Origin of the sequence: Porticoccus litoralis (assembly GCF_030676955.1) — a bacterium.
Classification (GTDB): Bacteria; Pseudomonadota; Gammaproteobacteria; order Pseudomonadales; family Porticoccaceae; genus Porticoccus; species Porticoccus litoralis.
Window position 1 is genome coordinate 91,252 of sequence record NZ_JAUUUU010000007.1, and the last position, 22,960, is coordinate 114,211.

The following is a 22,960-nucleotide window of genomic DNA, read 5'->3' on the forward strand; positions in this document are numbered from 1 at the left end:
AAGGCAAGACAGTAAGGTCGCTTCTTGTCGAGGTACGCATAAGTGCACCCCCTCCCTCTCGGAAGCTTTTACATTCAATGAGAATTAATGAATTCCCAGAACAGGTCGTTGAGGTGCTTAATCGCCTGATAAAAGAGAAAGAAACAGATTCAATTTGGTTGGTAGGCTCTCGTGCAAACGGAACTGAGCACACAGATTCGGATTGGGATTTCATAGTTTTTGTTAGCAATCAGCTATCGGAACGTACTGCACGTCATAGTCAGGTCGATATTATTCGAGTGGACCGAAGTGGGAATTACTTGTTAGAAGGTCAACCTATGGAACTCTCGGGACAATTTAAAACTTGGCAATGGCGTCAAATAGAACCTGGTCGATCAGTGTATACGGTCCGAGTAATTCCTGAGTGTGGAGGGGAAGGATTATTCGATAATGAAAAAATTAGGTTTGTTGAACTTCGAGGGATATATGTTTGGCGGCGAAATACATAACCAGTTACTCCAGTACATTACGGGCCTGAAGTTCCAGAACCGAATCGTCTTAATGCTGCGCTTTATTGTGAGTGTTGAATTTTGGCATTAATTCTAAGGTTTAACGCTTTGGTGGTTATTGCTGTATAAGGAAATAGAGCACCCAAGAGGATTGACTCAAAACGGCTTCTGGCCGTTTTGTCCCCTTTGGGGCTGCGCCGCGATGCGGCTTGGTCCAAACGCTGACGCGTTTGTCGAACCTCTTACCGGTTCGAACGCTTTTGGGCGTATCAAACAAAGAACCCGGCGCAAGGCCGGGTTTTTTGTTTGAAATGGCGCACCCGAGAGGATTCGAACCTCTGACCTCTGCCTCCGGAGGGCAGCGCTCTATCCAGCTGAGCTACGGGTGCTTTAGAATGCGCCTTGTTGTGGCGGCATGGCATCATCAAGTCGTTACCGTTGCGATTTCCAGTGTTGCTGTCCTGAGGTTGAGTACAGGTGAAGAAGGCCTTTTTGGCAACTTCATTTTCTGGAAACTACACTTGAACTGCGTGTCTTCAGTACGTGCGAAGCGGCAGACGTTGCTTGAGAGGGCGCAATGATATAGCGTCCTCCGCTATTAGTCTATTGAATGGCTGACGTGACATGCAGCCCTATTCCGCCAAATATTCAGGCGGCGAACATAAAAATGAGTGGCCTGGTCGGCCCTGTCTGTTTAAGGAGTTCTGCGTTAGTGAAAGCGGGGTTAGTGATATCTGCCTTGGTCTGGTTAATGTTGTCAGGTTGTGCCCAGGTGCAGCCTCAGGGGCCAACATCTCAGCAGGCTGAAAGCCCGGCTGTTTCGGGCGAAAGCCCCCCGGTAGAGTCCGTATCTCCCCCGGACCAGGTGTGCCCGTTGCCACCGCCATGCACCTTGGCCGAGCCTGTGGAGTGCCCGCCTCCGAAAGTGATTGAGAAAGTGGTGTATAAGACTCCACCCCCTGCAAAGACCGGGGGTGAGCTCAATCTGCCGATCATCGGTGAGGTGGAAGATGTGATGGTTGAACCGCCCGGCATGATTCTGGAGGCCCGCATCGATACCGGGGCCGAGTCTTCTTCCATGCATGCGGAAAATATCCACATGGTCGAGCGGGACGGTATTAGTTACGTGCGCTTTACGGTGCTGGACCCGAAAACCAACAAACAGGTAGAGATGGAGCGCAAGCGCCAGAGAACGGTGCGAATCAAGCGCCAGACCGGCGATTTCGAGCGACGTTACGTGATCAAACTATGGCTCTCCATGGGTAATATCAAGGAAATGGTCGAGGTGACACTGACGGACCGCTCAGACTTCGAGTTCCCGCTGCTGATTGGCCGCAACCTGCTGACGGATACCGCTATCGTCGATGTCAGCCGTAAACACACACTGAAGTGACCCCTATGTCATCGAGAATGCAAATTACCCTGGTCGCTGGAATCCTTATTGCCATTGGCCTGGGGCTGACCCTGTACAAGCGTTTTGAGCTGGGTTTCCCCCTGTTGCCGGGTGAGCGTCAGGATGTGTGGACGCTGGAATCGAAAATTACCTTCAGTCCCACTGCGGGGCCGGTGGAAATTTCCATGGCTTTACCTGAGCAGCGGGCCGGATGGATTCTGCTGGATGAGCACTACGCTTCTTCCGGGTTCGGGTTTTCTATCGAGCGTGCCGCCGATGGCAGTCGTCAGGCAAAGTGGACCCGTCAGTCTCTGGATCGGCCTACCACGCTTTATTACAAACTGCAGACCTATCGGGCGGATGAGTTTGGCCTCGGCGCAAGCCCGGTGCCCGACATTGTGTTACCGGAACTGGCCGATGACCGTCGCGCCGCGATGACCCGGGTGGTTGCCAACCTGAGAGAGCGTTCTTCCGGCCCGGTCAGTTTTACGTCCCTGTTACTTCAGCAGTTGGTGAACGACAACATGGATCAGGATGCGGCCTTCCTGTTTGCCGACTACGAAGCAGGTCGCTTCGGGGTGATCATGGATGTACTGGCATTCGCAGGGATTCCGGCGCAGCGGGTGAAGGGTGTGTTTCTTGAAGACGGGCGTAGACGTCAGCAAATGTCGACGCTGGTGGAAGTATTTGATGGTGGCCGCTGGTACCTGTTCAACCCACGCACAGCACAGCCGGGTTTGCCGGATAATTTCTTTGTCTGGGAGCGGGGTGAACGTTTCATTCTGGATGTTATTGGCGGTAAAAGTTCGCAGCTGGAATTTGCCCTCGTAAAAAATACCCTACCGGTAAAGACCGTGCTTTCCATGGAGCAGGAGTCGAGTGACAAGCTGATGCTCGACTTTTCCATTTATGCCCTGCCTGTGGAACAGCAGGGCATGTTCAAGGGATTACTGTTGATTCCTGTCGGTGCGCTGGTGGTGGTGATCATGCGGGTTCTGGTGGGAATTCGCACATCCGGAACCTTTATGCCCATTCTGATCGCACTGGCGTTTATCCAGACGACGCTGCTCACGGGTTTGTTTATTTTCCTGCTGGTGGTTGGTGCCGGCCTGTGGATACGCTCCTATCTATCCCACCTCAACCTGTTGTTGGTGGCGCGGATCACGGCGGTGGTGATACTGGTCATCCTGCTGATGGCCGCACTGAGTATTGTCAGCTACAAGCTGGGCTACAACCAGGCACTCACGGTCACCTTCCTGCCCACCATTATTCTTTCCTGGACCATTGAACGCATGTCTATTCTCTGGGAAGAGGAGGGCCCACGCGAAGTGCTGATTCAGGGCGGTGGCAGTCTGCTGGCGGCGGTGTTGGCCTACCTGGTAATGACCGTGGAGCTGATCGAGCACCTGACCTTTAATTTTCCGGAGCTGATGATCGCGTTGCTCGGCGTGGTCCTGTTGCTGGGTAAATACACCGGTTACAGGCTGACCGAACTGTACCGGTTTCGCTACCTGAGGAAAGACTGGCAGTGAAACTGTTTATCTCTCCACGGGAGTTGCGCGAGCACGGCGTTCTCGGTATGAACAGCCGCAATGTTGAATTTATCGGCCGCCGTAATCCCCGTCGGCTGTTTCCCCTGGTGGATAACAAACTGAAGACAAAACGCATTGCCCAGGAGCACGGCCTGACTGTGCCAGAGCTGTACGGTGTGGTGGAAATTCAGCATGAGATCCAGTTTCTAGAAAAAATGCTGGAGGGGTTGCAGCGCTTTGTGATCAAGCCTGTGCAAGGCAGTGGCGGCAAAGGGATTCTGGTGATTTCCGAGCGTGATGGCCTGTCGTTTACCAAGTCCTCCGGGGCGGTGCTTGGTCTCAGGGATATCAAGCGCCATACCTCCAATATTCTGAGTGGCCTCTACAGCCTCGGCGGCAAGCCGGATGTGGCGATGATTGAAGACATGATCATTTTTGATCCGGTGCTCAGTCATTACAGCTACGAAGGCGTGCCCGATATTCGTGTGATTGTGTATCGAGGTTTCCCGGTGATGGCGATGATCCGCTGTGCCACCCACGAATCAGATGGTAAGGCCAACCTGCACCAGGGTGCCGTGGGCGTCGGGCTGGATATTGAAACGGGCCACAGCGTGTGCGCGGTACAGAACAACATCAAGGTCAACCGGCACCCGGATACCGGCTATGGCTTCGAAGACCTGCAGTTGCCGCACTGGGAGCAATTGCTGATGCTGGCCTGTGGCTGCTATGAAATGACTGGGCTGGGCTATTTCGGCGCCGATATTGTGCTGGATAAACACCGTGGTCCGATGATTCTGGAGTTGAATGCCCGGCCGGGGCTGGCCATCCAGATTGCCAATCTGTCGGGGTTGGGCAAACGCCTGAAGACCATTGATAAGCTCCCAAGCATGCCGGAAACGGTTGCGGAGCGAGTGGCGCTATCCCGGCAACTTTTTGGTCGCCAGCCGTGAATGTTCTAGTCTCTGAAAACTTTCCCGAAAACAGCGTTCACGGTAGCGGCTTATGTCGCTATAATGCGCGACTGTCTTTGGCCGCTAATACGAATTTGATGGAGGCGAGAATGAGCCAATTGAAAAAAACGGGTCTGGCTGCTGTTGCACTGCTGCTGGCGTTGGGCATTGCGGGTTGTGGTTCTGAAAGCGAAGAGGTCAAGCTCACCAGTGCACAGGAAAAGGCCATGACTGAGCGTCTTGCCCCCGAAGGTGAAGTCGTTCTCGAGAAAGATGTCCCTGCAGCACCTGTAGCGGCCGCATCCGGTCCGCGCTCCGGTGAAGAAATCTACAACAGCAAGTGTACCGCCTGTCACACCAGTGGCGCAGCAGGTGCCCCCAAACTGGGTTCCGCTGGCGATTGGGAGCCTCGTCTTGCACAGGGCGTTGATGCTCTCTACAGCAATGCTGTTAACGGTATTCGAGGTATGCCGGCAAAAGGCCTGTGTATGGACTGTTCTGCTGATGAAATCCATGCCGCTGTTGATTACATTCTGGAAAACAGTAAATAATTTCAATTTGCCGCAGCACCATGAAAACCGCGCCTCGTGCGCGGTTTTTTTATGGCTATCCGGTGCTCTGGGGTATGCTGTTAATCCAGTTTGCCGAAGTATGACGGAGCATAGAATCAGGTGTCAGACACAAAGCCTGTATGCGTGGGGCTGATATTGGCCGGTGGTGGTTCGACCCGGATGGGAATCGACAAGTCACTGTTGCGGCGCGAGCAGCAGACCATGTTGACGTTTTCGCGCTCACTGCTCTCGACACTGGGCCTGGATACCCATATCAGCGGCGGCAGGCAGGGCATGGCTGACGTGACGCCACAGGCCGGACCCCTGGGGGGCATTTATTCTTCACTCAAAACATTGCAATCCGACGCGCTGCTGGTGCTGCCCGTGGATATGCCGTTGTTAACCCCGAAGTTGCTGCACCAGTTGATGGATGTCGGTGAACGCCTGGGTGTTCCCGTCTGTTATGAAGACTGTTATCTGCCCCTGTACTTGCCAGTCAACGCCGGGCTTCGCAATTATCTTGACGAGGTGTTTGCCGAGGGCTCGCAACAACCCCGCTCGATCAAAAAAATGCTGTCTGCACTGGGTGGAAAGCAGTTGCCATTGTCTGACCGGCAACCACTGATCAATGCCAATACCCCGGAGGAATGGCAGAGCGCTATGGCGTTACTGGCAGGTGGTCATGATCAGCAATAGTGAGCGGCAACGATACAGCCGTCACCTGTTGCTGGGAGATATCGGCGAAGAAGGTCAGCAACGGTTGTTGCGCTCCCGAGTCCTGATTGTAGGGCTTGGTGGGCTGGGATCACCCGTTGCGCTCTACCTGGCATCGGCAGGTGTTGGCCAGTTGCTGATTGCCGATGGCGACGCTCTGGAAGTAAGCAACCTGCAACGGCAGATTCTATACGACACGGCAGGTGCCGGTGAGTCCAAAGTACGGCTTGCCGAGCAGCGATTGTCGGCGCTGAACCCCGATATTGAACTCAATGTTTTTGACGAACCTCTGACTCTGGATGATCTCAACCTCTGTATCCAGGATGTGGATCTGGTGCTGGACTGTTCAGATAATCTGGAAACCCGCAAAAACGTGAATGCCGTCTGTGCCCGGCAAGGCGTTCCTCTGGTTTCCGCTGCAGCCATCCGCTGGGAAGGGCACCTGATGGTGTTTGATTTCCGCGATGGACAGACTCCCTGCTATGAGTGCCTGTACCCGCCGGAAAGTACTGAGCCCGTATTAAATTGCAGCACCAGTGGCGTGGTTGGCCCGGTATTGGGTGTACTGGGTTCCCTGCAGGCCCTTGAGGGCATGAAACTCTTGCTGGGTCTGCCATCAGCAATTAATGGCCAGCTGCGTATTTTCGACGGACGACACCACGAGTGGCGGCACTTTGCCATTACGAAACGACCAGATTGCCCGACTTGTGGCCCGTGATATGGCCGATTGCGGCGAGGGGGCTTGACCTGCCAGGCTGTTCGGGTACGCTCCGAATAAGCAATCCATTTGAATTCCTATGTCACAGATACCATCACCACAGCTTGTCGACCGCTTTGGACGGGTGGTTGACTACTTGCGCCTGTCCGTAACGGACCGCTGTGACTTCCGGTGTGTCTATTGCATGTCGGATAAAATGGAGTTTGTTCCCCGCCAGCAATTGCTGACATTGGAAGAGCTGGCTTTTCTGGGCAGAGCCTTTGTTGAGCTGGGGGTCAGTCGTATTCGGCTGACTGGTGGTGAACCACTGGTCAGGCGCAACGTCACCGAGCTCATCCATCAACTCGGTCAGCTGGTTGGTCTGAATGAATTACTGTTGACCACCAATGGTTCTCAGCTCGCGGGTGTGGCGGATGACCTGGTAGCTGCTAGTGTACAGCGCATCAATATCAGTCTTGATTCAGTCGATCCTGTACGTTTTGCGGCGATTACTCGGACAGGGGACCTGTCGAGCGTGTTGAAGGGAATCCGAGCTGCCCAGCAGGCAGGTGTAGAGCGTATCAAGATCAACAGCGTGATCATGCGCAGTCAGAACGATGATGAGGTTATTCCTCTGCTGGAATTTGCCCTCGAACGTGGTCTGGATATCAGCTTTATTGAGGAGATGCCGCTGGGTGATACCGGTCGTGAGGATCGCCACGGTCAACTGGTGAGCAGTGAGGAAATCCGGCAACAGATCTCCTCTGTCTATTCCCTTTCCGCAAGTGCGGTGGTCACACCGGGGCCTTCCCGCTATTACCAGATAAAAGGCAGTGACAGTCGTATCGGGTTTATCTCGCCCAACAGCCATAACTTCTGTGAAAGCTGTAATCGGGTGCGGGTCACCTGTGAAGGGCGATTGCTGCTGTGCCTGGGGAATGAGCACTCCGTCGACCTGAGGCATGTTATCCGCTCTTCACCCGGTGACATGGCGGCTCTGAAACAGGCCATCACTGATGCCATGCAAATCAAACCTGAAAAACATCATTTTTACGATGCCGATCAGCCGCAGATGGTCCGCTTTATGAATGCTACGGGCGGTTAGCAACCTTTGAGCAAAAGCTGGTCTTGGGTCGCTGTTTTGACATCTGGACCGAGTGGTCCATAATTGTGTCATGAATCAGGGCAGACCCAAAGAATTTGATACCGACCGGGCACTGGAGCTTGCTACCCAGCAATTCTGGAAGGTGGGTTATTCGGCGACCTCTCTGCAGGATTTGCTCAAGGTGATGCGGTTATCTAAAAGCAGCCTCTATCAGACATTTGGCAGTAAACAGCAACTGTTTATTCAATGCCTTAACCACTATGAACAGAGTATGGCCAGCCGGTTAGAGCAGAAATTGGTTGAAAGCGATTCTGCTGTCGGATTCCTGAGAGAATTTCTGGAAGAAATTGTTGCTGAAGCGGCGGCTAGGGGCCCCAGAAAGGGCTGCCTGCTGGTTAATACCGCCAATGAATTATCCCAGCGTGACCCACAAATAAAAGTGGTTGTGTCAGATGGGGCCAACCACTTTATAGCGATTTTTCGCCGGGCTATAGAGTTGGCTGTAGAGCGCGGTGAAATGCTGGCCCCGGCATCCATTAGCTCCCTGGCAAGTTTCTACTTTTCCGGTGTGAGTGGTTTACGCACCATGGTAAAAGCTGGTGTCAGTCAGGAAGAGTTACACCCGGTTGTTAACTTAATTATGGAAAAGTTTAATTAAATTTTTTTGCCTATTTTTGTCTATTTAAGGACCGTTCGGTCCTTAAATAAATATTCACCATTAAACCATGTAAACAGGAGAACCTGACCATGAAATCAAAATACAAAATATCCATGTCTCCCGTAGAAATCAGTGACGCACCAGAAACGGTAAAAGGTATTCTGGTGGAACAGAAAAACAATTTCGGTTTTCTGCCGAATATGTATTCAGCGATGGCCACCGCCCCTTCATTGCTGAAAATCTATTTGCATGGATATCGGCTTTTTCGGGAAGAAGGAACATTTTCTTCGGTTGAACAGGAAGTCATTTTTATAACCATCAGCCGGGAAAATGGCTGTGATTACTGTGTTGGGGCACACAGCATGATTGCCGATAAAATGTCGGGCGTGCCTGAAGAGGTCACAGAGGCTATTCGAAACAATGCCCCGATCGCTGACCAGAAACTACAGGCGCTACACGACTTTGTTGTCACCATGATCAATACTCGGGGTGCACCATCCAAAAGTGATGTAGGAATATTTTTGAATGCCGGGTACAGCGAACAACAGGTCCTGGAGGTGATTGTAGCCATTGCGGTGAAGACATTGAGCAACTACAACAACCACTTATTTCATACCGAGCTGGATGACGTGTTTTCTGACTACGCCTGGGCCGAGTGATACAAAACCTGGGGCAATTCTGTCACGAACAGATATTCATATGGGTTGCCAGTATGAATGATCAATGTTGAGAATTTGATTTATGGTGGGGATGGAGCCGGTATAATCAGGCTCCTGAAACACTGCTACAGTCATTGATTATTGAGAAACCCATGTCCCACGCCACAAAAGAATTTGTCCCCTTAACTATTGCTGTCCTGACTGTGTCCGATACCCGCAGTCTGGAGGAGGACAGCTCCGGCCAGCTGTTGCAGGACCGCCTCACCGAGGCTGGACACCAGCTCGCGGAACGGGTTCTGATTCCTGACGATATTTATCGGCTGCGTGCCGAAGTGTCCCGCTGGATTGCCGACCCCCAGGTTCAGGTGGTGCTGGTCACCGGTGGCACTGGTTTTACCGACCGCGACTCGACGCCGGAAGCACTGTTACCCTTATTCGACAAGCAGGTGGAAGGGTTCGGTGAACTGTTTCGGCAGATTTCTTTTAACGAAATTGGAACCTCGACAGTACAGTCACGGGCGGTAGCCGGCATAGCTAACCATACACTGGTGTTCTGCATGCCCGGTTCCACCAATGCCTGTCGCACGGCCTGGGACAATATTGTCGGTGAGCAGCTGGATGCCCGCACCCGTCCCTGTAATTTTGTCCCCCACGTCACCCCAAAAGACCGTTGCGAAAGCCGCGGCTAGACAGACGATGAGCAGCCGTGACCAACAGCCCGGTTTATTGACTGTAGAAGAGGCGCTCCAGCGCCTGCTCGAGGCCGCCCGGCCCACTGCGGACATTGAAACCATACCCCTGACAGCGGCACTGGGTCGTGTGTTGGCAGAGAACCAGCATTCCCCGGTAGATGTACCACCTGCGGATAACAGCGCCATGGATGGTTTTGCCCTGCGCTTTTCCGATTGCACCCCTGATGGAGAAGCTACGTTGCCTGTCAGTCAGCGGATTCCGGCGGGTACCGTGCCCGAACCCCTGCAGCCAGCTTCGGCTGCACGCATTTTTACCGGCGCAGAGGTTCCGCCGGGAGCGGATACCGTGGTAATTCAGGAACAGTGTCAATGGGATGAATCAGCCGTCCGTTTTTCCGGGGCAAAACCCCAGGCCAATATCCGTCCCCGAGGGCAGGACATTGAGAAAGGCGCCATCGTTCTGCAACAGGGTCGTCGTTTAACTCCCCAGGACCTGGGGCTGCTGGCCTCGGTAGGTATTGCCAAACTGCCGGTGTATCGCCGCCTCAGGGTAGCTGTGCTTTGCACCGGCGACGAGCTGGTTGAGCCCGGTGAAACCCTTATCCCCGGCCATATCTATAACTCAAATCGTTACATGTTGCTGGGCCTGTTGCAGGCATTGGGATTCGATTGCGTGGATATCGGCATTGTGGCGGATGACTCCGAGGCCACCGAACAGGCCTTGCTGAAAGCTGCCGCAGAGGCAGACTGTATTCTCAGCAGCGGCGGGGTTTCTGTGGGTGAAGAAGACCACGTCAAAGCCTGTGTCGATAAACTGGGTAGCCTCGATTTATGGCGTGTGGCCATCAAGCCGGGCAAGCCACTGGCCTATGGCCACGTTAGGGACGTTCCCTTTATTGGCTTGCCGGGAAACCCGGTCTCCGTGTTTGTTACCTTTGCTATTACCGCGCGTCCCTATCTACTGAAAACCCAGGGTGCCAGTGATTGTTCGCCATTAACTATCCCAGTTGTCGCCGGGTTCAGCCGTCCCAATTCCGCTAAACGGCAGGAATACCTGAGGGCCAGGCTGGTACCGGATGATCAGGGCCGCCAACGGGCGGAGCTGGCAGGCAGCCAGAGCAGTGGGGTGCTGTCCAGCGTCTGCCGCGGTGATGGCTTGGTAATCCATAAGCTCGGTGAGGCCATTTCCGAAGGGGATCAGGTGCTGTTTTTACCCTTCCCGGATTTACTTTACTAACCCAATTCACCATCCTTTGATCTGGATACCTTGGTGTCCGCGCTGACAGCTTCTATGCTCAAAGAAGCATAAGGCGATTGCGTCGGGTGCAATTGGTCTGAAGAAGGAAGGGGCTATGGCTAGTCAGGTATCATTGGCATTTTTCGGCGCGGCAGGCACTGTCACCGGCTCACGTTATCTGCTTGACGTGGAGGAGCAGAGAGTCCTGATCGACTGCGGCCTGTTTCAGGGTTACAAGCATTTGCGGGAACGCAACTGGAAACCCTTTCCGGTAGACCCTGCCACCATCGAAGCTGTATTTCTCACCCACGCCCACCTGGACCACAGCGGTTACCTTCCGCGGCTGGTAAAAGATGGATTTGATGGGCCGGTTTACTGTACCCGTGCCACCCGGGATCTGTGCCGCATACTGCTGCTGGATTCGGCAAAGTTGCAGGAAGAAGAGGCGGAATTTCGCAACCGGCATAACTACAGCAAGCACAAGCCCGCATTACCCCTCTACACTCAGCATGATGCCCGCAAAGCGTTGGAGCATTTCGAGGTCGTCGATTTCAGCATGCCGGAAAGTCCCCATCCCGGTATCACTATGGGTCAGATTGAGGTGGGGTTTTACCCCAATGGCCATATCCTTGGCTCTTCCTACCTGGATGTGAAAGCTGCGGGCAAGCACATCCTGTTTAGCGGAGACCTGGGGCGTGGTAATGATCTGGTGATGCGCGCCCCTGAATTGCCGCTGTACTGCGATTACCTGGTGGTGGAATCCACCTACGGCAACCGTTTGCATGACAATCGAGACGTCTGGGAGGCGGTGGCTGAAATTGTCAATGACACCCTGTCCGGGGGTGGCTCACTGCTGATTCCGTCATTTGCCGTGGGGCGTGCCCAGGCCATGCTATACCTGATCACCGAGCTGCGTCGCCGGGGGAAAATACCTTATGTGCCTATCTTTCTGGACAGCCCCATGGCCATCAGTGTGACGGAATTGATGCAGCGACATCACCGCTATCACCGTCTGAACAAAGCGTCCTGCCAGCAATTATCTCGGGATGTGACTTTTACCCGTGATGTTCAGGATTCCATCGCCATTAATAACGTCAATGTCCCGGCCATCATTCTGTCCGCCAGCGGTATGGCTACCGGTGGTCGGGTGCTGCACCACCTGCAGCGCATGGTGGGGGATCACCGCAATACGGTGATGTTTGCCGGTTATCAGGCCCCAGGCACCCGTGGCGCGCGGTTGGTGGAGGGGGAAAAGCGAATCAAGATTTTCAACCGCTACTTTGATGTGAAGGCGCGCATCGAGAGCCTGGACTTTCTCTCTGCCCATGCCGATCGCCTGGAATTATTGCGTTGGGTGCAGCAACTGCCAGCGGCACCGAAACATTGTTTTGTCACCCACGGTGAAGAGAGTGCATCGGATCAGTTCCGCATCAGCCTGTCGGAAGAATTGGGCTGGAGAGCCTCGGTGCCGGATATGGGCGACAGGGTTGAGCTCTGATCAGTCCGCCGTCTCTATCTCGAAGTGGAATTGTTTGTCGCAGTCGAGACTATTACTGACAAAGCAGTTGGCCTCGGTTTTCTCGAGTAACTGTTGCGCCTTGCTGCGGTCTGCTTCGGATGTAATTACCAGTCGCGCCGTGGTCTCAATGCGGGAAAATTTCACATGGCGTTCGACTTTGTCCAGGACCCCTTCGCTGTGACAGTGGATTTCCTGCCATTCCAGTCGACCCGCTTTGGCGATGGCTTTAAAGGTCAGTGCCAGGCAGTTGGCGACGCTGGCCAGTAACATCTCCTCTGGAGTCCAGGTGTCGCCCGGGCCGTCAAAATTTTCCGGAGGCGCCACTTCCAGGGTGCAACCATTCTGCAAGGTGGAAACCATGTGACTGTTGGGAGTGCCGAAAGCACTGGCAGAGTAGGCGTGGGGTAATGGTTTCATCACGAATCTCCGTTTAGTCCTGCTGCCATCGGCGGGCGCGTTGCTGGTCACTGGTCTTGGCTTCCACCCAGTGCCCCTCACCGTCACGGTAAACTTCTTTTTTCCAGAACGGTGCCGAGGTTTTCAGAATATCCATAATAAATTCGCAGGCGCTGAACACTGCAGCCCGGTGCTCGCCGCTCACAGCCACCAGCACAATCTGGTCACCGGGCTTCAGTTCGCCAATGCGATGCACAATACGAATATCGGCAACCGGCCAGCGTTGCAGGGCTTCTTCAGCGGTGGCCTGCAAGGACTTTTCGGTCATGCCCGGGTAGTGTTCCAGTTGAAGTGACGTCAGGGGGTTGCCGGTGATATCCCGCACCAGGCCGGTAAACAGCGCGATGCCACCCACTGTCCGGCAATCAGCCTTGAGGCGCTGGTATTCTTCGCCTACATCAAAATCTTCCCGCTGTACGGAAATGGAAATCATCCGCCGGTCACCGGGGGGAAGAGTGCCAGTTCGTCGTTATCGCTGAGGCTGGCAGTGTCAACGGTCATTACCTGGTTGATGGCGCAGAGAAACTGGCCCTGGCCTAGCCCTTGTTGCCATTGCTCGCCCCGCTGTTTCAGGGTCGATACCAGATCGCTGACAGTCTGCACATGGTCTGGCAATGTCAGCTCCAGTTCACCGGTGCCCAGTTGCTCCCGTAGACTGCCGAAAAACAGAATCTTCAAGGGGCAGCGCTCCAGTGGCCGGATTTGCCACCGGCTTTTTCCAGCAGGCGAGTGGATTCGATCACCATGCCGCGGTCCACTGCCTTGCACATGTCGTAGATGGTCAGTGCGGCCACAGAGGCTGCAGTAAGGGCTTCCATTTCCACGCCGGTTTTGCCATCCAGGCCGCAGCTGGCGGTGATGCGCAATTGATTGCTGTCCGGCAGCAATTGAAATTCCACTTTGATCGAGGTGAGCATCAGTGGGTGACAGAGGGGAATCAGGTCAGAACATTTTTTCGCTGCCTGAATGCCAGCAATGCGGGCCACGGCCAGCACATCACCTTTCTTGTGGCCGCCACTGCTGATCATGTTCAGGGTTTCCGGTTGCATCCGCACCAGTGATTCGGCGGTTGCTTCGCGATGGGTGACCGCTTTGCCGCCCACATCTACCATGTGGGCATTGCCCTGTTCATCCAGGTGGCTCAGTTTGCGCATGTCGCTCAAAACAGTACTCCGCGATCAGGATTGATAATGTGGAAGTCTAACGTAACTCAGGGCCCGGCGTATCACTGGGAATCAATCATGCCGTGCTGGCGGCAAGATCAGAATGGCCCGGAAATCATTGACGTTTGTCCGCGTGGGGCCAGTGATCAGCAGGTCGCCGAGGTCCGAAAAAAACGGGTAACAGTTATTGTTGTCGAGTTCGGTCGCGGCATCCCAGCCTCGGTCAATGGCCCGCTGCCAGGTGTCGGGATTGAGAACGGCTCCGGCATTGTCCCCGGCACCGTCGATACCGTCGGTATCTGCCGCAAGGGCATAAATTCCCGGCGCTCCCTTGAGGGCATCCACCAGTGCCAGTAGATACTCGCCATTGCGTCCGCCCTTGCCATTTCCTCGTACCGTGACGCTGGTTTCCCCACCGGAAAGAATCACGCAGGGTGCCTGAATTGAGCCTTCCCCCCGCGAGATGGCCAGGGCCAGTGAGGCGTGCTGTTGCGCCAGTTCACGGGACTCTCCTGTCAGGTCATCACCCAGGGACAATACTTCCAGACCTACAGCTTTGGCGCGCACGGTGGTTGCCATTAGCGACTGGCTGGGAGCGGCGATCATTCTGAAGCGGCAGTGGGCGAGGGCAGTATCGCCGGGTTTGGGGGTTTCCGACTCCGGGGACTTCAACCACTTGGTGACAGCGTCACCAATTTCGATGTTGTACTTTTCGAGAATGGCCAGGGCCTGATCGGATGTGGTCGGGTCGGCCACCGTAGGGCCGGACGCAATCACCGCTGGGTCGTCTCCTGGCACATCGGATATCGCCAGAGTCAGCAGTTTGGCCGGAGCGCAGGCCTGAGCCAGTCGCCCGCCCTTGATACCGGAAAGGTGCTTGCGCACGCAGTTCATTTCATGAATATCGGCGCCGGATTTCAGCAGACCACGATTGATACTCTGCTTGTCCGCCAGGGTTAGTCCGGGTGCAGGCATGGATAACAGCGATGAACCGCCACCGGAGATCAGGCAGATGACCTGATCTTCCACTGACAGGTTGCTGACCAGCGACAAAATGCGTTTTGCCGCCAGTTCACTATTCATATCCGGCACCGGGTGACTGGCTTCAATCACTTCCAGTCGCTCCAGGGGTTCACTGTGTCCGTAAGCCGTTACCACCAGACCTTTTAGCGGACCTTTCCAGTGCTGTTCCAGGCTGGCGGCCATGGAACAGGCGGCCTTGCCCGCACCCACCACGATCAAAGGACGGTTGTTGGGCAGTGGCGAAGCGGGAAGAAATGGCGGTAACACCAGCGCTGGGTCGGCGGTGGCAACGGCAATTTTAAACAGGTCAATGAGTAACTGCTGTGGATCGATATCAGTCATGATCAGGGCTTACTGGTAACGACAACGTGTTTATTATGGCGTTAGCGCTGGTGCCATGCCAGCGAACGTGGATAATCAGTTTTTTGCAGTAGTCGTGTGAAGGGGACGTAGCTTCTTGGACAAACAGTACATCAATGCCCAGCAATTGCTGGATGACGCTTTCCGGCTTGGCTTACAGGTGCTGGAAAGTGATTTTCGCCCGCATTTCATTGTCGGCGTGTGGCGGGGTGGTGCGCCGGTAGGTATAGCCGTGCAGGAACTGCTGGAGTACTTCGGCATCGTCACCGACCATATCGCCATCCGCACTTCGTTTTACACAGCCATGGGCGAGCATGCCGAAACGGTACAGGTTCATGGGCTGGGGTATGTGATTGACCGCCTGCGCGAGGCCGATTCCATTCTCATCGTCGATGATGTCTACGATACCGGCCTGAGCCTGCAGCAGGTGGTTGCCGATATTCTGGCGCAGTGCGACGACAACCCGCCGGAGATTCGCCTGGCCACCCCTTACTTCAAACCCGGCAACAATCGCACCCGGCGGGAGCCGGATTATTACCTGCACAAAACCGATAAATGGCTGGTGTTCCCGCACGAGCTGGCGGGACTTACTGCGCAAGAAATACTGGACAATAAGCCCGGTGTTGAGAGTCTGCGGGAAAAACTGGCTCTGCGGGAAACGACTACCTGATAATGACTAACGATCAGCCAGAGCCGCTGCCACTTTTGATCCGGTGTCCCGGGCCAGTTTGGTGGTGATGTAACTGCCGGCCTCCAGTAATTCCCCAAGGTCAACACCGTGCTCAATGCCGAGGCCGTTGAGCATATAAACCAGATCTTCCGTAGCCACGTTGCCGGACGCTCCCTTGGCATAGGGGCAGCCGCCCAAGCCAGCGATGGCGCTATCCACCACAGAGATACCCATTTCCAAGGCTGCATAAATATTTGCCAGTGCCTGGCCGTAGGTGTCATGCAGATGAACGGCCAGCTGCTCGATGGGAATTTCCGCACTGCAGGCATCAATTACCCGCTGAATATCTGCGGGGGTGCCGACCCCGGTGGTGTCACCCAGGGACACTTCGTAGCAGCCCATCTGCATCAACTGAGCTGCCACATGGCGAACCTTGTCAGGCGGAACATCGCCCTCGTAGGGGCAACCCACCACACAGGAAACATAGCCACGCACGCGGATATTCGCATCCCTGGCGGCGGCCATTGCGGGTTCAAACCGCCCAAGGCTTTCATCGATGGTGCAGTTGATATTTTTCTGGCTGAAAGTTTCGGAAGCGGCGGCAAAAATGGCTACCTCGGTGGCACCTGCTGACAGCGCCCGCTCAAAGCCTTTCAGGTTGGGTGTGAGTGCTGCGTAGGTCACACCCGGCTGTCGGGACACCTTTTGAAACACCTCGTCACTGCCCGCCATTTGCGGCACCCATTGGGGGTTCACAAAACTTCCCGCCTCGATGTAGCTCACTCCGGCAGCGGCAAGTTTTTCAATAAGTGTAACTTTGACGTCAGTGCTGATGGAGAGGGGTTCGTTTTGCAGCCCATCACGGGGGCCAACTTCAACGATGCGAACATGGGTGGGCAAAGCCATGGTGACTCACTTTTATGGTTATGTTCAGGTGAACCTAAATTACCGTGTTTGCAGGGATGGGAAAAGTTGTAGTTCGCATAATTGATGACAGCTGACAGTTTGTTGATAAAGAGGCAGGTGCTTGATTAATTACGGAGGTCGTCACAGACTCAACACTACAAGGAATAACCATGTCGACAAACAACCGTTCAGGCAAACTCGATCAAACCGTAGCCCAGGCCAGGGCGGCGCGTGAGGCCCGAGAGAAAGGCTACCGGGAACAGGCGCTTAAACTGTATCCCTGGGTCTGTGGCCGCTGTGGTCGGGAATTTAACCGCCAGAATCTCAGCCAGCTGACGGTGCATCACCGCGATCACAATCACGATAACAACCCCGGCGATGGCAGCAATTGGGAGTTACTCTGCCTCTACTGTCACGACAACGAGCATTCAAAATACCTCGATGCGGGCTACGGTGAGGTGATGCCGGAGAAGGAAAAGCAGGCAGCAACCTTTAATCCTTTTGAAAATCTGGCGGCGATGATGAAAAACCGCCAGGACGGGGAATAAGGCAGGTTCGCTCCTGGTGGATAAAGCATGATGGGATTAGGCAACCATAAACATCGCTCATGTCATCGGCCCAGAGGTAAAAATCTCGGTATTCCTGAGCTTATCGCTATCGCCCTGGGTGGTATGGTGGGTGGCGGTATTTTTACTGTGCTCGGTTTGTCCGTTGCGATGGTGGGCCCGTATACGCCTATTGCCATTTGTATCGGTGGCGTGCTGGCGGCCATGGCGGCTTATTCCTATATCAAGCTGGGTGTCTACTACCGGGACGAGGGCGCCACCTATTCGTTTTACAAACGCACCTATCCCGACTCCCACTTCGCCGCCTCGCTCATCGGCTGGTGGGTGATCTTCGGTTACATCAGCACCTTGGCGCTCTACGCTTACACCTTCGCGTCCTACGCCATTAGCGGGTTTGCCGAGGCGGATAACATTTGGTTGCGAAAAGCCGTTGCCGGGGCCGTGCTGCTGGTCTTTACCCTGATTAACGTCTGGAGCGTCAAGGGCATGGGAAAAATTGAAGACCTGATGGTGTACAGCAAGCTCGTCATCCTGGTGGTGATCTCCTTTGTGCTGATCAACAACAGCAACACTACCTTGCCGGTGCTGTTTTCCGAGGCGACGGATGTGGGGCTGCTCAGTATCCTGATGGTTGCGTCGATCACCTTTGTCGCCTATGAAGGGTTTCAGTTGGTCGTGAATGCCGTGAATGAAATGGACCAGCCGGAAAGAAATATCCCTCGAGCCATTTATTCGGCAATCTTCCTGGCGGCGCTCATCTACGTGGTTATTTCACTGGGTGCCATTCTGGCCATTCCCTTTCAGGATATTATCGACAACAAGGAATATGCCCTGGCAGCTGGCGCCAATAAAGTGTTGGGCCACTGGGGTACGGAGCTGATTATTCTGGGGGCGTTGTTAGCTACCAGCAGTGCCATCAGCGGCACAGTGTTCGGTGCCTCACGGCAGATGGCCGTGATTGCCTCGGATGGATACTTTCCTGCCATACTGAAAAAACGCGTTGGTCATATTCCCGTCAATGCCATTATTGCCATGTCCTGCCTGGCCTTTGTGCTGATACTTGCGGGGGACCTGCAGGAAATCCTGGAATTCGGCAGTATCACTTTCCTGTTAGTCTCGCTGCTGATGGCGTTGGCCAATGACCGAATGCGGCATGAAACAGGCTCCTCCAGGTGGTTAACATTGACGTCTATTGTCGGTCTGGCGTTGGGCACTGTGCTAATTCTGGCTTATGAAGCCTTGCATCAGCCCCGGCAGCTGATGTTTATTATTGCTCTGTATGTCATTCTGTCGCTCGGTTCCTGGGGCTATTCGCTAATACGCCAGCGGGCCAACCACCGCGACTAAAAGGCTGGCTTCATCGCAGGGAATAAAACGCTATATCATCCATCAAAAAAGTTACTAGACGATCGGTCTAGTCTGTATTAAGGTGCCCACCCATGGGATCAGAAAAAACACAGGCCCGATTTGCCGACACTCGCCAGAGAATCATCGATTCCGCCCGGAATATCATTCTGGGTAAAGGCTATGCCGCCGTGGGTCTGAATGAGATTCTTAACAGCGCCGGGGTGCCTAAAGGCTCCTTCTACCACTACTTCAAATCCAAAGATGATTTTGGCCGGGTGCTGCTGGAGGAATATTTCGACGATTACCACGTCATGATCAACGACTGTCTGGGTAACCAGCACGTCGAGCCACTGCAACGCCTGATGAATCTGTTTGATTACTGGCTGGCAACCCAGACCAGTGATTGCCTGGAAGAAAAGTGCATAGTGGTCAAACTCTGTGCTGAAGTGTCGGACCTGTCCGAGCAGATGCGCGAAGTGCTTGAGAAGGGTATGAAAGGTGTTCAGGCGAGAATTGGCCAGTGTATCGCCGAAGCTGTGGATGCCGGTCAGCTCAAGCTGGAAGTCACGCCCGAAGAACTGGCCCGTGAACTGTATGCCATGTGGATGGGCGCTACGCTTATCAACAAGGTCAACCGCACCGGCGACTCATTGCAGCTGTGTATGGCAGCGACCAAGCGGCGCCTTAACCCTACCGGCATTCACTAACAGAAACGTTGTATTAACCACGACAGGTTTTTTTGTCATAAATAATATACGACCGGTCTAGTAAAATGACTGGTGTTTAACGGCTTAACTACAAGGAAATGACCATGAGTAACAACCAGCAACCATTAACCGTGTTTCAGCCATTTCCCTTTGGAAAGAGTAGTCTGAGAAACCGCTTTGTTATGGCGCCGATGACCCGAAACAAATCACCCAATGGCGTGCCCACCGACGAAGTTGCCCGGTATTACCGTGCCCGTGCCGAGGGCGGGGTAGGGCTGATCATCTCTGAGGGTACCTATATTGGTCATCCCGTGGCCAACGGTTATCCCGATGTGCCGGCCTTCCACGGTGAAGCGGCACTGGCCGGTTGGAAAAAAGTGGTGGATGGCGTGCATGAAGCCGGTGGCAAAATGATTCCCCAAATATGGCACACAGGCGCTGCTCGTATGCCCGGTAGCTGGCCAAACCCCGAACTTTTGGGTGCAGGGCCGGATGATGTGTTCGTTGATGGTGTGCAAACCGTGAAAGCCATGGACCAGACCGATATTGATCTGGCGGTGATGGCTTATGCCCAGGCGGCTGCGGATGCAGAGCTACTCGGTTTTGATGGTGTGGAAATCCATGGTGCCCACGGTTACCTGATTGATCAGTTCCTCTGGGACGGCAGCAACCACCGTACAGACAATTACGGCGGCTCCCTTGAAAACCGTACCCGTTTCGCGCTGGAAGTGGTGAAAGCCGTGCGTGCGGTGGTCAGCGCAGAATTCCCGGTAGTGTTCCGCTTCTCCCAGTGGAAGCTTGGCGATTACGATGCCCGCATTGCCAATACCCCCGAAGAACTGGAAGCCATTCTCAAACCCCTGGCCGACGCCGGTGTGGACTTCTTCCACGCCAGCACCCGCCGCATGTGGGAACCGGCCTTCGAGGGTTCTGAAGACAACCTCGCAACCTGGACCAGGCGCGTCAGCGGCAAGCCGGTGATTACCGTCGGCAGCGTGGGGCTCGATAAAGAATTCCGTGTGGGGCACTTCACCCGTGAGGAAAACCCCGATGCCAACAGCAGCGTTGATCTACTGCAATTGGAACAGGGTGTACTGGATGACCGCTACGACCTGATTGCCGTGGGTCGCGCCATTCTCGCCGACCCCAATTGGACTAACAAAGTGCGCGAAAACCGGCTGGAAGACATCAAACATTTTGATGTGTCGGCACTGGATGAACTGGTGGTGTGAAATTACATCACTCCTAAAGCTCCCCAAAACTGCGTAAATAACTTTTCATCGCAGCTTTTGTTGCCCCACCAACTTTGGCGGGGCTTTTTTTATGGACTGTTTTTTGTGCAGCTTGATGTGCAGGGTAGAAACCATAGGAACTATGGTTTTATGATTGGCCCATAGGGAAACAGCGAACAAATACAGGGATGCCCGCCTTATGAAGATTTACAAGTCATTATTGAAAAACCCGAAAATTAAAGAGGCCATGGCCTCTTTAATACGCCGTATTGGATTATAAGAATAAATTTATCTTGTTAATCAATCTATTAGAGTGCAGGTGTTTAGCGGTCAGGAATTATAAGGAATGCACTCTAATAATTATTATGATGGCAAAGCCATCATTAACGTGCTGTTAAAAGTACAAGGAAGCTATGAAGAGTATCGAACTATTATCAACAGGGATCAGACTACTTGGTATATATGTTTTTCTTAGCGCGATCGGCTCTGGGGCGACTCAATACCAAGCAGTAGTTCAATTCCGTTCAATATCTCAAGACGATATGGCAGTCTTTACCTATGTAGGTCTAGCTCAAGTTGTCTTGATGGTTATAGCTGCATTATTCATGGTTAAGTTTCCCGTTTCTCTAGCAAAACTGATTTTGCCTAAAACCAAAAACAACGAGGTTGCTCTGAATGGGTCAGTTAAAGATATTGAGGTATCGCTATTCGCTGTCATAGGTGTATATATACTTTCATGGGCAATTCCAGACTTCTTTCACAATGGTCTCTGGTGGTGGTATTCGTCCCATAGCCAAATAAGTGGTATGTGGGAGCAAGGTGGGGAAGCCGAATACGTCATTAATCAAATAGTCACCGTGATGGAAATTGCTATAGGTGTGTACCTTTGTCTTCGGGCACAGGGTCTAAGCACTTTACTACGAAGGTTCCGCGAGGCCGGTGCCAAGTAACTTTTAACAAGCGGCTGTAGCATCAGCCGCAAAAAACGCGGCTTGGACGCTCACTGCGTTCGCGCCGCTAAGTCGAGCGTTAGGCTTATGAAAAATGAACATCATTGAATTAATTTCACTTTTCGGAATTATGGTTGTACTTGCGGCATTGCCAAGTACAAGCGTGGCCCTCGTTGTAACTCGCGCAGCTTCATTAGGCGTAGCCAATGGTATTGCAGTTGCAGCTGGAATTGTTCTAGGTGATCTTGTTTTTATCATGTTAGCCATACTTGGCCTATCCATAGTGGCAGAAAATATGGGTAGCCTTTTTATGGTTATAAAGTACCTTGGGGCAATTTATTTGCTTTGGCTTGGGTTTTCGCTGTTTACCGCAAAAAGCGCAACTACAATTACTGCGTATAAAGCCCGAGAAAAAGGCAGTCTTATAGCCAGTTTTCTTGCAGGCCTTTTTCTGACCTTGGGTGATATTAAAGCAATATATTTTTACGTTAGCTTATTCCCAGTGTTCATAGATTTGTCGGCACTAGAAGCAACAGATATTATGTTTATCGTATTTGTAACGGTGGCTAGTGTTGGCGGTGTGAAAATACTCTATGCACTTTCGGCAACGAAGGTTGCTTCTTTGGCTCGGAGTCTCAAGTTCGAGAATGCTGCCAGAAAAACAGCAGGAGGGTTTATGGTTGGGGCAGGTAGTTACTTAATCGTAAAATCCTAACAATCGCATGCATTAGGTCAGCAAAAAGCGCCGCTCGTTACTCGCTCTGCTTTTTGCTGCCGGTGATGAGCGTTATACAGCCAATTGAGCTAGTCACCCTCTTTTCAGGGAAACCTGAATCACTTTCTACGCATCTTTAATGAGCAGGGTTTCATCCTCCCTCCAAGCCACTTCAGCCGTATCTGTCAGATAGGCGGTGTAGCTGGTATCAAAGTCCATAAACAGTAATCCCATCTGCTGATTCAGTGTCAGGTGGCCCAGCTCTGGGGCGTAAAATAGCTGTGTATTTCCTGGTGAAACCTTGAGTTTGGTGTTGGTTTTTGTAGGAAGGTTATCGATTCATTTGCTAAAGTATTCACCAACAACATTGAGATAAAGGCTCAGATCAGAACATTGCAAGATTGGATGGTGAAGAGATGCACTATGAAGATATATTAGCCTTGCGCAAGGCTTGGGGTGATAAACCTTGTGATCATCCCGAATTTACAGATGAATATCTTTTTGGTTCCAGAACCGGTGATTATGTCTGTACACAATGTGGTAAGTCGTTTCAGCATGTGCCGATGACTCGGTACGTAAAGAAGTAAACTGCCGCTTGAGTGCAGCGGGAGTGCTGGCCAGCAACGACGACTCGTGTGGTGAGGTGTCCTTGATACTGCCTTAGGTGGCA

At 53.3% G+C, this 22,960-nt stretch carries 26 protein-coding genes and 1 tRNA gene; 20 read left to right on the forward strand and 7 right to left on the reverse strand.

Annotated elements, in window-relative coordinates:
* The first annotated feature begins 77 nt into the window (after positions 1–77).
* Positions 78–488 carry a nucleotidyltransferase domain-containing protein gene (locus tag Q8A57_RS11155; RefSeq protein ID WP_369427815.1) on the forward strand — a complete coding sequence of 137 codons (411 nt, stop codon included), beginning with the start codon at positions 78–80 and terminating at the stop codon, positions 486–488.
* Between the two features lie 312 nt (positions 489–800).
* Here the strand turns inward: Q8A57_RS11155 and Q8A57_RS10830 are convergent.
* Positions 801–877 (reverse strand) — tRNA-Arg (locus Q8A57_RS10830).
* Between the two features lie 323 nt (positions 878–1,200).
* On the opposite strand from Q8A57_RS10830, the gene Q8A57_RS10835 reads away from it, so the two are divergent.
* From Q8A57_RS10835 to Q8A57_RS10890, 12 genes are all read left to right on the forward strand, one after another.
* Positions 1,201–1,881, forward strand: a complete 681-nt coding sequence (locus tag Q8A57_RS10835) for an ATP-dependent zinc protease family protein (protein ID WP_305171128.1) — start codon at positions 1,201–1,203, stop codon at positions 1,879–1,881.
* Positions 1,882–1,886: 5 nt separating this feature from the next.
* On the forward strand, positions 1,887–3,413 hold the full coding sequence (locus Q8A57_RS10840) for an inactive transglutaminase family protein (RefSeq protein WP_305171129.1): 1,527 nt from the start codon (positions 1,887–1,889) through the stop codon (positions 3,411–3,413).
* The gene (locus Q8A57_RS10845) at positions 3,410–4,363 is read left to right on the forward strand and encodes an alpha-L-glutamate ligase-like protein (RefSeq protein WP_305171130.1); all 954 of its coding nucleotides are present in this window, start codon (positions 3,410–3,412) and stop codon (positions 4,361–4,363) included. Before Q8A57_RS10840 ends, Q8A57_RS10845 begins: the two co-directional genes overlap by 4 nt.
* 110 nt (positions 4,364–4,473) lie before the next feature.
* Positions 4,474–4,914, forward strand: a complete 441-nt coding sequence (locus Q8A57_RS10850; protein ID WP_305171131.1) for a c-type cytochrome — start codon at positions 4,474–4,476, stop codon at positions 4,912–4,914.
* Between the two features lie 120 nt (positions 4,915–5,034).
* Complete coding sequence (mobA, locus tag Q8A57_RS10855) at positions 5,035–5,610, forward strand: molybdenum cofactor guanylyltransferase (protein WP_305171132.1); 576 nt, start codon at positions 5,035–5,037, stop codon at positions 5,608–5,610.
* A complete protein-coding gene (locus tag Q8A57_RS10860) occupies positions 5,597–6,346 on the forward strand; it encodes a HesA/MoeB/ThiF family protein (protein WP_305171133.1) in 750 nt (249 codons plus the stop codon). Before mobA ends, Q8A57_RS10860 begins: the two co-directional genes overlap by 14 nt.
* Positions 6,347–6,425: 79 nt before the next feature.
* Positions 6,426–7,430: a GTP 3',8-cyclase MoaA gene (gene moaA / locus Q8A57_RS10865; protein ID WP_305171134.1), complete on the forward strand. Its 1,005-nt coding sequence runs from the start codon at positions 6,426–6,428 to the stop codon at positions 7,428–7,430.
* 70 nt (positions 7,431–7,500) lie between these two features.
* Positions 7,501–8,088, forward strand: coding sequence for a TetR/AcrR family transcriptional regulator (locus Q8A57_RS10870; protein ID WP_305171135.1), 588 nt, complete (start codon positions 7,501–7,503; stop codon positions 8,086–8,088).
* 89 nt (positions 8,089–8,177) lie between these two features.
* Positions 8,178–8,747 carry a carboxymuconolactone decarboxylase family protein gene (locus tag Q8A57_RS10875; RefSeq protein ID WP_305171136.1) on the forward strand — a complete coding sequence of 190 codons (570 nt, stop codon included), beginning with the start codon at positions 8,178–8,180 and terminating at the stop codon, positions 8,745–8,747.
* Between the two features lie 152 nt (positions 8,748–8,899).
* On the forward strand, positions 8,900–9,436 hold the full coding sequence (moaB, locus tag Q8A57_RS10880) for a molybdenum cofactor biosynthesis protein B (protein WP_305171137.1): 537 nt from the start codon (positions 8,900–8,902) through the stop codon (positions 9,434–9,436).
* Between the two features lie 7 nt (positions 9,437–9,443).
* Positions 9,444–10,676 carry a molybdopterin molybdotransferase MoeA gene (locus Q8A57_RS10885; protein ID WP_305171138.1) on the forward strand — a complete coding sequence of 411 codons (1,233 nt, stop codon included), beginning with the start codon at positions 9,444–9,446 and terminating at the stop codon, positions 10,674–10,676.
* A gap of 115 nt (positions 10,677–10,791) precedes the next feature.
* A complete protein-coding gene (locus tag Q8A57_RS10890; RefSeq protein ID WP_305171139.1) occupies positions 10,792–12,174 on the forward strand; it encodes an MBL fold metallo-hydrolase RNA specificity domain-containing protein in 1,383 nt (460 codons plus the stop codon).
* On the opposite strand, the gene Q8A57_RS10895 is transcribed toward Q8A57_RS10890, so the two are convergent.
* The 5 genes from Q8A57_RS10895 to Q8A57_RS10915 all read right to left on the reverse strand — a co-directional run bounded on the left by Q8A57_RS10895 (position 12,175) and on the right by Q8A57_RS10915 (position 15,179).
* Positions 12,175–12,612 carry an OsmC family protein gene (locus tag Q8A57_RS10895; protein ID WP_305171140.1) on the reverse strand — a complete coding sequence of 146 codons (438 nt, stop codon included), beginning with the start codon at positions 12,610–12,612 and terminating at the stop codon, positions 12,175–12,177. It abuts the gene before it with no gap.
* A gap of 13 nt (positions 12,613–12,625) precedes the next feature.
* The gene (locus tag Q8A57_RS10900) at positions 12,626–13,084 is read right to left on the reverse strand and encodes a molybdenum cofactor biosynthesis protein MoaE (protein ID WP_305171141.1); all 459 of its coding nucleotides are present in this window, start codon (positions 13,082–13,084) and stop codon (positions 12,626–12,628) included.
* The gene (moaD, locus tag Q8A57_RS10905; protein WP_305171142.1) at positions 13,081–13,329 is read right to left on the reverse strand and encodes a molybdopterin converting factor subunit 1; all 249 of its coding nucleotides are present in this window, start codon (positions 13,327–13,329) and stop codon (positions 13,081–13,083) included. Before moaD ends, Q8A57_RS10900 begins: the two co-directional genes overlap by 4 nt.
* Complete coding sequence (gene moaC, locus Q8A57_RS10910) at positions 13,326–13,805, reverse strand: cyclic pyranopterin monophosphate synthase MoaC (protein WP_305171165.1); 480 nt, start codon at positions 13,803–13,805, stop codon at positions 13,326–13,328. Before moaC ends, moaD begins: the two co-directional genes overlap by 4 nt.
* Positions 13,806–13,886: 81 nt before the next feature.
* On the reverse strand, positions 13,887–15,179 hold the full coding sequence (locus Q8A57_RS10915) for a glycerate kinase type-2 family protein (protein ID WP_305171143.1): 1,293 nt from the start codon (positions 15,177–15,179) through the stop codon (positions 13,887–13,889).
* Between the two features lie 115 nt (positions 15,180–15,294).
* Here Q8A57_RS10915 and Q8A57_RS10920 point away from each other — a divergent pair, with 115 nt between their 5' ends.
* Positions 15,295–15,867, forward strand: coding sequence for a phosphoribosyltransferase (locus tag Q8A57_RS10920; RefSeq protein WP_305171144.1), 573 nt, complete (start codon positions 15,295–15,297; stop codon positions 15,865–15,867).
* A 6-nt stretch (positions 15,868–15,873) separates the two neighbouring features.
* On the opposite strand, the gene Q8A57_RS10925 is transcribed toward Q8A57_RS10920, so the two are convergent.
* Positions 15,874–16,773: a hydroxymethylglutaryl-CoA lyase gene (locus Q8A57_RS10925; protein ID WP_305171145.1), complete on the reverse strand. Its 900-nt coding sequence runs from the start codon at positions 16,771–16,773 to the stop codon at positions 15,874–15,876.
* Positions 16,774–16,943: 170 nt separating this feature from the next.
* Here Q8A57_RS10925 and Q8A57_RS10930 point away from each other — a divergent pair, with 170 nt between their 5' ends.
* From Q8A57_RS10930 to Q8A57_RS10955, 6 genes are all read left to right on the forward strand, one after another.
* Positions 16,944–17,321 carry a YajD family HNH nuclease gene (locus Q8A57_RS10930; RefSeq protein WP_439651677.1) on the forward strand — a complete coding sequence of 126 codons (378 nt, stop codon included), beginning with the start codon at positions 16,944–16,946 and terminating at the stop codon, positions 17,319–17,321.
* 27 nt (positions 17,322–17,348) lie between these two features.
* Positions 17,349–18,686 (forward strand): APC family permease, encoded by a 1,338-nt coding sequence (locus tag Q8A57_RS10935; protein WP_305171146.1) that lies wholly within the window; start codon positions 17,349–17,351, stop codon positions 18,684–18,686.
* Between the two features lie 92 nt (positions 18,687–18,778).
* Positions 18,779–19,393 (forward strand): TetR/AcrR family transcriptional regulator, encoded by a 615-nt coding sequence (locus tag Q8A57_RS10940; RefSeq protein ID WP_305171147.1) that lies wholly within the window; start codon positions 18,779–18,781, stop codon positions 19,391–19,393.
* Between the two features lie 104 nt (positions 19,394–19,497).
* On the forward strand, positions 19,498–20,625 hold the full coding sequence (locus Q8A57_RS10945) for an NADH:flavin oxidoreductase (RefSeq protein WP_305171148.1): 1,128 nt from the start codon (positions 19,498–19,500) through the stop codon (positions 20,623–20,625).
* Positions 20,626–21,038: 413 nt separating this feature from the next.
* Positions 21,039–21,575 (forward strand): hypothetical protein, encoded by a 537-nt coding sequence (locus Q8A57_RS10950; protein WP_305171149.1) that lies wholly within the window; start codon positions 21,039–21,041, stop codon positions 21,573–21,575.
* Positions 21,576–21,669: 94 nt separating this feature from the next.
* Positions 21,670–22,290 carry a LysE family translocator gene (locus Q8A57_RS10955; RefSeq protein WP_305171150.1) on the forward strand — a complete coding sequence of 207 codons (621 nt, stop codon included), beginning with the start codon at positions 21,670–21,672 and terminating at the stop codon, positions 22,288–22,290.
* The last annotated feature ends 670 nt before the right edge of the window (positions 22,291–22,960 follow it).

Coding starts and splice junctions, on each gene's coding strand:
- Q8A57_RS11155 (WP_369427815.1), top strand. CDS start 78: ATGAGAATTAATGAATTCCCAGAACAGGTCGTTGAGGTGCTTAATCGC.
- Q8A57_RS10840 (WP_305171129.1), top strand. CDS start 1,887: ATGTCATCGAGAATGCAAATTACCCTGGTCGCTGGAATCCTTATTGCC.
- Q8A57_RS10850 (WP_305171131.1), top strand. CDS start 4,474: ATGAGCCAATTGAAAAAAACGGGTCTGGCTGCTGTTGCACTGCTGCTG.
- Q8A57_RS10860 (WP_305171133.1), top strand. CDS start 5,597: ATGATCAGCAATAGTGAGCGGCAACGATACAGCCGTCACCTGTTGCTG.
- moaA (WP_305171134.1), top strand. CDS start 6,426: ATGTCACAGATACCATCACCACAGCTTGTCGACCGCTTTGGACGGGTG.
- Q8A57_RS10870 (WP_305171135.1), top strand. CDS start 7,501: ATGAATCAGGGCAGACCCAAAGAATTTGATACCGACCGGGCACTGGAG.
- Q8A57_RS10875 (WP_305171136.1), top strand. CDS start 8,178: ATGAAATCAAAATACAAAATATCCATGTCTCCCGTAGAAATCAGTGAC.
- moaB (WP_305171137.1), top strand. CDS start 8,900: ATGTCCCACGCCACAAAAGAATTTGTCCCCTTAACTATTGCTGTCCTG.
- Q8A57_RS10885 (WP_305171138.1), top strand. CDS start 9,444: ATGAGCAGCCGTGACCAACAGCCCGGTTTATTGACTGTAGAAGAGGCG.
- Q8A57_RS10890 (WP_305171139.1), top strand. CDS start 10,792: ATGGCTAGTCAGGTATCATTGGCATTTTTCGGCGCGGCAGGCACTGTC.
- Q8A57_RS10895 (WP_305171140.1), bottom strand. CDS start 12,612: ATGAAACCATTACCCCACGCCTACTCTGCCAGTGCTTTCGGCACTCCC.
- Q8A57_RS10900 (WP_305171141.1), bottom strand. CDS start 13,084: ATGATTTCCATTTCCGTACAGCGGGAAGATTTTGATGTAGGCGAAGAA.
- moaC (WP_305171165.1), bottom strand. CDS start 13,805: ATGCGCAAACTGAGCCACCTGGATGAACAGGGCAATGCCCACATGGTA.
- Q8A57_RS10915 (WP_305171143.1), bottom strand. CDS start 15,179: ATGACTGATATCGATCCACAGCAGTTACTCATTGACCTGTTTAAAATT.
- Q8A57_RS10925 (WP_305171145.1), bottom strand. CDS start 16,773: ATGGCTTTGCCCACCCATGTTCGCATCGTTGAAGTTGGCCCCCGTGAT.
- Q8A57_RS10930 (WP_439651677.1), top strand. CDS start 16,944: ATGTCGACAAACAACCGTTCAGGCAAACTCGATCAAACCGTAGCCCAG.
- Q8A57_RS10935 (WP_305171146.1), top strand. CDS start 17,349: ATGATGGGATTAGGCAACCATAAACATCGCTCATGTCATCGGCCCAGA.
- Q8A57_RS10940 (WP_305171147.1), top strand. CDS start 18,779: ATGGGATCAGAAAAAACACAGGCCCGATTTGCCGACACTCGCCAGAGA.
- Q8A57_RS10945 (WP_305171148.1), top strand. CDS start 19,498: ATGAGTAACAACCAGCAACCATTAACCGTGTTTCAGCCATTTCCCTTT.
- Q8A57_RS10950 (WP_305171149.1), top strand. CDS start 21,039: ATGAAGAGTATCGAACTATTATCAACAGGGATCAGACTACTTGGTATA.
- Q8A57_RS10955 (WP_305171150.1), top strand. CDS start 21,670: ATGAACATCATTGAATTAATTTCACTTTTCGGAATTATGGTTGTACTT.